The sequence below is a fragment of the Amycolatopsis sp. NPDC054798 genome (assembly GCF_053611505.1).
In genome coordinates, this window is sequence record NZ_JBSHAM010000191.1 from 1 (window position 1) to 7,100 (window position 7,100).

Here is a 7,100-nt window from a genome sequence, read left to right on the forward strand (position 1 = left end):
CCTTGAGGGAATCTGATTCCCTCAAGGAGCCCTTCACGGACCGGCGGGCGTCGTGAGGGGAACACAGAGGGAATCAGGGACCGTGGAAGGTGGTCCTCGCGGGCGGGTTGGGGGGCGGGAAAGTACTCGGGGAAAGCAAAGCGGGCCGGTCCTGAAAGGACCGGCCCGCTTGCCAGCTAAGGGTTATGCGGTGATCAGGCGTTGCTCCGGCGGCGGCGGACCACCAGCAGCATCGCGCCACCGGCGACGACCAGGGCCGCGCCGATGCCGATGGGCAGGGCGGCGTTCACGCCGGTGTTCGCCAGCGGGGTCTGGCCCGAGTTGTTGCCCGCGGCGGGGGCGGTCGTGGCGGGAGCGGTGGTGACCGGGCCGGTTTCGGTCCAGGTGCCGGTCGCGGCGGCCTCGACCGCGCTCTTCTGCGACTGGGCCACGATCAGCGACTGCGCCGGCTCGCGGTCGTAGTTCTTGGCCACGAACAGGCGGCCGGTGTTGACGTCGCCCGTGGCCTTCACCGCGAGTTCGGCCGTGCCGGGCTTCGCGTCCTTCGGGACGTCCAGGAACAGCTTCGTGCCGTTCTTGATCGCCGAGGACTTGATCTCCTCGCCGTTCTCGCCGACGATCTTCACGCCCTCGGGGAGCTTGCTCGTGAAGTCGGTGACGCTGCCGGTGGTGGCGATGGTGAACGGGCCGATCTTCGTGCCCGCTTCGCCGGTCGCCTTCGCCGGGGTGATGCTCAGCGCCGGCTTCTTCTCCTCGACGCCGGTGTTGGCGTCGCCGGTGAGGTACTTGTACAGCGCGAGGACGTCAGCCGCTTCGTCCGCGGAGCCGTTGGCCAGCGGGTTCTCGGCGTCGAGGTCCTTCGCGTCGCTGTAGTGCCACACCGCGGCCTGGGTCGCGGTCAGCGCTTCCTTCGTAGACAGACCGTCGTGGAGCGTGACGCCCTTGCCGGTCAGCGTCTTCTCGATGGAGGCGACGTCCTGCGACGGGTAGCTGTGGTGCAGCACCCAGTTGATGTTCTTGTTGTTCTTGCGGAACGGCGACTTCGCGTCGGGGTAGTCGTTCCACGCGTGCTCGACCATGGTCTCGTTGTATCGCGCGCCGACCTCGATCTGCACGCAGTACATCTTCGAGAACGCACCGTCGGACAGCTTGAAGTTGAACAGCGTCGTCTGGACCATGCCCTTGCCGGCGATGTTGACGTCGAAGCCCGACGTGCCGCCGGACACCAGCTCGCCCGAAGCCGCGCCGCTGCGCGCCGTGGGGGCGTTGTCGTCCGCGAGGGCGACCGGCGCGGCGATCATGAGCGCCGCCGCCGCGGACGCCACCGCAGCGCCTCCCCGGACCAGAATTGACCTGCCGTGCATGCTTTCTCCCATCCAGTCCCGAACCACGAACGACGGACCGCGTGAGACCACATCTCCCCGACCACGGCGGCCACTAATTCGGGTGAAGAATCCACCCAGTCAAGCGATGGCGAAGCATACACAGGGCTCACATGCGCACTGTGAGTGGTCCCCTGAATGCGCGTTCGTCCCACTACTCGGAGTCGTTCCTCCCCTTGTGTTGCTCTAGGTAGATGTGCGCGGAGCTGCGCGAACCCGTGGAACGCCACTGGAGAAAGGAGCTGCGAAGGTGCGCACGCGACCCTCGGCGGACGTGCTGGCCGCGTTCGGCTGCGCCGGAGATCCCGTTCGGCTGGAAGGCGGGAAAGGCGGGACTTGGCGCGCCGGGAACGTGGTCCTGAAACCGGTGGAGTTCGCTCCGGAAACGCGCTGGCGGGCGGCGGCGCTCGCGACGGTGGCCGAGTCGGCGGAGTTTCGGATCGCCCGGCCGCTCCGGGCTCGCGACGGAGACTGGATCGCCGTCGACAGGGATTTCCGGCCCGACGGCCAGAATTCATCCGGCGGTCATCCGGACGACCAGGGTTCGGGCAAGGTGAACGACTCCCCCGCCGATGCACGGGGCTGGGAAGCCAGCCTGCTGGTCCCCGGCCGCCCGGACACCGCCCGTCCCGACGACGCGATCCGGGCCGGGATCGCGTTCCATCAGGCCGTCGCGCACCTGCCGCGTCCGGCGTTTCTCGATCTCCGGACCGACCCCTGGGCGATCGGAGACCGGGTCGCCTGGGAGGAATTGCCGCCCGGCGGCTCAGCGGACGCTCGCGTGCTCCTCGATCCGCTGCTCGCCGCGCGCCGGTCGGTCGAGTTGCCTTCGCAGGCTGTGCACGGCGACCTTCCCGGCAACGTCCTTTTCGCGCCGGGACAGCCGCCCGCGGTGATCGACTGGGCGGTCTACTGGCGTCCGCCGTCCTGGGCCGCCGCGGTGGCGGTCGCCGACGCGTTGTGCTGGTACGAGGCGGTTCCCGGCCTGATCGACCGCTGGGCGCACCTGCCGGACTGGCGGCAGATGCTGATCCGCGCGCTCGTCTACCGGATCGTCACGCACGACCTCGCCGGGCGCTGGACGCCGGATCAGTTCGCCGCTTATCAGCCTGCCGTCGCGGCGGTGCTCAGTTGACCAGGTTCTCCAGCGGCTCGCCCTTCGCGTAGTGCGCGAGCTGGCGTTCGGCTAGGCGCTTCGCCCGCGGGTAGAACGAGTCCGAACCGCCGGCGATGTGCGGGGTGATGATCGCGCCGTCGAGGGTCCACAGTGGATGGTCGGAGGGCAGCGGTTCCGGGTCCACGACGTCGAGAGCCGCGCGCAGGCGGCCGGCGGAGACCTCGGCGGTGAGGGCGTCGGTGTCGACGGCGGTGCCGCGCCCGACGTTGACGACCAGAGCGGTGTCCGGCAGCAGCGCCAGTTCCGTGGCACCGAAGAGACCGCGGGTCTGCGGGGTGTCGGGCAGGATCAGCACCACGATGTCCGCGGTGGGCAGGAGATCCGGCAGTTCGGCGATGCCGTGCACGCCGGGGCGCGCGGTGCTGGCGACCCGGACCACCTCGGCCTCGCCCGCTTCCAGGTACCGCTCGACGGCGCGGCCGATCGAACCGTAACCGACCAGCAGGACGCGGCAGTCGGCGAGCGAGCGCGTGTGCTCCCGGTCCCACGAACCGGTTCGCTGCTGCGCGAACCAGCGCGGGAAATACCGTTGCGCGGCAAGGATCAGCGCGAGCGTGTGCTCGGCGACGCTGAGGTCGTGCAGGCCCCGGCCGTTCGCCAGCCGCACCCCGGACGGGACGAGCGGCAGCAGGTTGTCGTAACCGGCGGAAAGCGTCTGGACCACCCGCAGCGACGGCAGGTGCGGGATGAGCTTCGCCGCCGCCGGGCCCTGGTCGTAGGGCAGGACGTAGAACTCGACGTCGCCGAGACCGTCCGGCGGCGTGTCGCGGCCGTCCCAGACGACCGCGTTCAGTTCGGCCGGAACGGAAATGTCGGACCAGGGCACCAGTACACGCGCGGTCATGCTCGCCTTTCCTTCGTCTTCACCGGAACCGCGAGCACCAGCACCGCGGCTGCGGCCATTGTCCCCGCCAGCATCAAGAACGCGGCAGCCGTGCTGCCGGTCGCGGATTCGAGCCAGCCGACCAGGTAAGTCCCGAGGAACCCGCCGAGCGCGCCAGCCGCGTTGACGACAGCTACCGCCACCCCGGCGGTCCGCTGCGGCAGCAGCTCGGAAATCATCGCGAAAAACGGGCCGTAGGGCGCGTACAAGGCCACCGCAGCGATCGCCAGCAGCACGAATGCCCACCAGAAATGCTGTTTGCCCAAGAGATAAGAACCGTAGAACGCGACCGCGCCGGCGATCAGCCACGGCCACACGTAGCGCCGACGCACCCCGGACCGGTCCGAGCCGCGCGAGTTGATCAGCATCGCCACCACGGCGAACGCGTAGGGGATCGCCGACAGCAAACCGGTCGCGCCGATCCCGGCCGACGAGCCTGCCTTGACGATCGACGGCAGCCAGAACACGAAGCCGTAAACCCCGATGCTCCACAACAGGTATTGCGCCGACAGCAGCAAAACCGCCTTCGACCGCAACGCTTCCCGCACTGGGCGGTCGGCCGGTTCCGGCAACTGCGCCTGTTCCGCGGCGATCGCGCGTTCGACCGCGTCGCGACCGGCCGCATCGAGCCACGGCGTGTCAGCGGGCCGGTCGCGGACCTGCGCACGGAAGACGAAAGCCCAGATCAGCGCCGGAATTCCCTCGATGATGAACATGCCGCGCCAGGACGTCGCCTCGATCAAATATCCCGACGCCGCCGACAGCCACATCACCGTGACCGGGTTGCCGAGAATCAGGAAAGCGTTGGCCCGCCCGCGTTCGGCCTTCGTGAACCAGCGCGCGAGCAGCACGACGAGCGCGGGCAGCACCGCCGCTTCCACCGCGCCGAGCAGGAACCGGACCACGATCAGGACCGGCACCGAACTGAGCAGACCCTGCGCGGTCGCCAGGACGCCCCACGCGAGCACCGACCAGAAGATCAGGCTCCGCACGCTGCGGCGGTCGGCGTAGAGCACGCCGGGGACCTGCAGGAGGAAATAGCCGAGGAAGAACGATGCGGCGATCAGACCGGACGTCGTGCTCGTGAGGTTCAGTTCCTCGGCCATGCCGCCCGCGGTCGCGATCGAGAAGTTCGACCGGTCGAGGTAGGCGAGGCTGTAGGTGACGAAGACGATCGGGATCAGCCGCAGCCAGCGCTGCCTCCCGAGCGTGCCCGCCTGCTCGACGGTGTCCATCCGGTACTCCTGTCGCCGCTGACCTTGACGTGCTTTCCGTCATATGGAAAGCTATTCCGCAATGCGGTGAGAGGCAGTGTGCGTCGCCGCGCGCGGGACGTCAAGGGGGTCCGATGGCGGACATGGTCGGCAAGGCTTTGCGAGTGCTGTCCCTGCTCGGCGGCTACCCCGAAGGCGTGCCGCTGTCCGAACTGGCGCGCGCCGCCGGGTATCCGGTGAGCACGACGCATCGGCTGCTCAGTTCCTTGCAGAGCGAGGGATTCGCGCGCAACGACCCGGTTTCGAAGCGGTACTCACTGGGGTTGCGGTTGTTCGAGCTGGGTCAGTCGGTGTCGCAGGCGCGCGGGTTCGCCGGGGTCGCGCTGCCGGTGATGCAGAAGCTGTCGGCGGAGACCGGCGAGCCGACGCTGCTGGCCGTGCTGGACGGGCACAACCAGGTTTACGTCCACTCGGTACAGGGATCGCAGCGGCTGCAGATCCGCGGCGAACCGGGCGCGCGCGGGCCGTTGCACTGCACGTCGATGGGCAAATGCCTGGTCGCGTTCGCGCCGAACGGGGACGAACTGGTCGCCTCGCTCGAACTGCCCGCCTTGGGCCCGCGCACAATCACCACGCGGGAGGCGTTCGCGACGGAAATCGCCGCGGTGCGCGAACGCGGTTTCGCGATCGCCGACGAGGAGCACGAGGAAGGCATCCGCGCGGTCGGCGTTCCGATCAGGACGCCGGACGGAACCGCGCTCGCCGCTTTGTCCACCGCCGCACCGGCTTATCGGCTGACCGTCACTCAGTTGGAGGAGTTCGTGCCCGCTTTGCGCGCTGCCGCCCGGGAATTGGCGGCGGTGCTGCCCCGGTGAGGTCTTACTCGCCGATCTGGCCCTTGATCCACGAGACGAGCTGGTCGACGCGCGCCGCGGTTTCGAGGCCAGGCTGAGGACAGTCGGGGCCGAAGTTCTCGACCGCGATCAGCGTGTTCTTTCCTTTCACCGCCACGAAAAACGGCGAACCCGAGTCGTCCGGGCACGGGCTGTTCTCGACAGTGCGCTTCTTCAGCGGCTCCAGGGTGATCTCGTTCTTGCGCACCTCGTCGACCTGGAAATCGCCGCGTTTGATGTGGTCGGTCTGCACGATGACCTTCGAGGACAGCGAACCCCAGCCGACAAAGGTCGTGTGCTGCCCCGGATCCGGCGGACCGTCCGGCAGCGCGAGCGGTTCGATGTCGGTGACCGGTTCGGACAGTTTGGCGAGCGCCAGGTCGTTGACCGCGGACTGGCGCGCGTCCACGATTTTCAGCACGTGCCCGCGCGGATCGGAGTCGGTGAGCTTCCCGATCGCGGCGGTCATGGTGTAGTCGGGTTTGCCGCTGACGCGCGTGCCGTCGAGATCGTGGAAACAGTGTCCCGCGGTGACGATCCATTGCGGGGCGATCAGCGAACCGCTGCACCCGCCGGTGCGGACGCCGCCGCCCTTCTCCGGAATGTCCTTTGAGGACAGTTTGACGCTGAACGGGGTGGGGTGGTCGGGCAGCGCGGGCGCGGTGGCCTTGCTGCTGGCGGTGCTGCCCGTGCCGCTGTTGAGCGTGCCGCCGGCATTGCCAGCGTTGCCCGCGTTGCCGCCGACGCCGCGCGCGACGGCGACGTTCGACACCGGCTTGGCGGTCCCGGCCTCCGCGGTCCGCTGCAGGCCGACGTAGGCCCCGGCGAGCCCAGCACCGAGGACCGTGGCGACCGCCACGGCACCCAGCCGAAGGCTCGTCCGCTGGGCGGAACGTGACTTTGCGTGCACCACGGGGGCCACGATAGCGAAGTTGTTAACCCGAATGAGTGAGTGTGCCCGATTAATCCGATGAGGAGGGTAGAAACTGACGCGGCCGATACGCGGGGTCGGGGGTTGGTCACGGAATGCTAACGGCGTGGGGGTGTTTTGCCTGGACGGTGGGGAGTTCGGTGATGGAGACCGGATTGTGGGCGTTGGTCCCGATCAGTGGGACGGTTCGGCTGGGAGGGCTCGCCCCATGAGATTTCTCGGTAGCTGGGGGCAGCGCCGACAGGTACGCGGGGGTCCCACGAACCCTTCGGCGCGCAGCACGACCGAGAAGCCCGCGAGGGGAGTCTGATTCCGTCAGGGTTCCCTTCACGGACGCCTGCTGGAACAGAAGGCCCCGCCTCCGACGCAGCCCCCGGTGCTCCGCACGGCCGCGACGGAACCGCACAACGGCTGCCGAGAAAACCTCAATGTGGCATTGGGTGCATCTGACGCACCCAATGAGGTTTTCTCAGTAGCTGTCGTGCGCAGCTCTCCCGCGGGGGCGCGGAGCATCGTGCGGGCTGGTGGCGGGTGGCGTGGTTGAGAGGTCCGTGAGGGCCACCTTGAGGGAATAAGAATAACACAAAGTTGGCCACACCCACGCAGGGAAAAAACCGCCC

6 protein-coding genes are annotated in these 7,100 nt (G+C 68.5%); 2 read left to right on the forward strand and 4 right to left on the reverse strand.

Annotated features, from left to right (window positions below; all coding sequences use genetic code 11):
• Positions 1-194: 194 nt before the first annotated feature.
• Entirely contained in the window at positions 195-1,364 is a 1,170-nt protein-coding gene (locus ACWGIC_RS44365; protein WP_452081958.1) for a thioester domain-containing protein, read from the reverse strand.
• A 268-nt stretch (positions 1,365-1,632) separates the two neighbouring features.
• On the opposite strand from ACWGIC_RS44365, the gene ACWGIC_RS44370 reads away from it, so the two are divergent.
• Positions 1,633-2,517 carry a hypothetical protein gene (locus ACWGIC_RS44370; protein ID WP_452081959.1) on the forward strand — a complete coding sequence of 295 codons (885 nt, stop codon included), beginning with the start codon at positions 1,633-1,635 and terminating at the stop codon, positions 2,515-2,517.
• On the opposite strand, the gene ACWGIC_RS44375 is transcribed toward ACWGIC_RS44370, so the two are convergent.
• Both ACWGIC_RS44375 and ACWGIC_RS44380 read right to left on the reverse strand, forming a co-directional pair.
• Positions 2,510-3,403 (reverse strand): 2-hydroxyacid dehydrogenase, encoded by an 894-nt coding sequence (locus tag ACWGIC_RS44375; protein WP_452081960.1) that lies wholly within the window; start codon positions 3,401-3,403, stop codon positions 2,510-2,512. The two genes, ACWGIC_RS44370 and ACWGIC_RS44375, sit on opposite strands and share 8 nt — an antisense overlap.
• Positions 3,400-4,677: an MFS transporter gene (locus tag ACWGIC_RS44380; protein ID WP_452081961.1), complete on the reverse strand. Its 1,278-nt coding sequence runs from the start codon at positions 4,675-4,677 to the stop codon at positions 3,400-3,402. Before ACWGIC_RS44380 ends, ACWGIC_RS44375 begins: the two co-directional genes overlap by 4 nt.
• A 113-nt stretch (positions 4,678-4,790) precedes the next feature.
• Between ACWGIC_RS44380 and ACWGIC_RS44385 the strand changes: the two genes are divergently transcribed.
• Positions 4,791-5,531, forward strand: coding sequence for an IclR family transcriptional regulator (locus tag ACWGIC_RS44385; protein WP_452081962.1), 741 nt, complete (start codon positions 4,791-4,793; stop codon positions 5,529-5,531).
• Between the two features lie 4 nt (positions 5,532-5,535).
• Here ACWGIC_RS44385 and ACWGIC_RS44390 read toward each other — a convergent pair whose 3' ends face one another.
• A complete protein-coding gene (locus tag ACWGIC_RS44390) occupies positions 5,536-6,408 on the reverse strand; it encodes a S1 family peptidase (RefSeq protein ID WP_452081963.1) in 873 nt (290 codons plus the stop codon).
• Positions 6,409-7,100 lie beyond the last annotated feature (692 nt).

Coding starts and splice junctions, on each gene's coding strand:
- ACWGIC_RS44365 (WP_452081958.1), bottom strand. CDS start 1,364: ATGCACGGCAGGTCAATTCTGGTCCGGGGAGGCGCTGCGGTGGCGTCC.
- ACWGIC_RS44375 (WP_452081960.1), bottom strand. CDS start 3,403: ATGACCGCGCGTGTACTGGTGCCCTGGTCCGACATTTCCGTTCCGGCC.
- ACWGIC_RS44380 (WP_452081961.1), bottom strand. CDS start 4,677: ATGGACACCGTCGAGCAGGCGGGCACGCTCGGGAGGCAGCGCTGGCTG.
- ACWGIC_RS44385 (WP_452081962.1), top strand. CDS start 4,791: ATGGCGGACATGGTCGGCAAGGCTTTGCGAGTGCTGTCCCTGCTCGGC.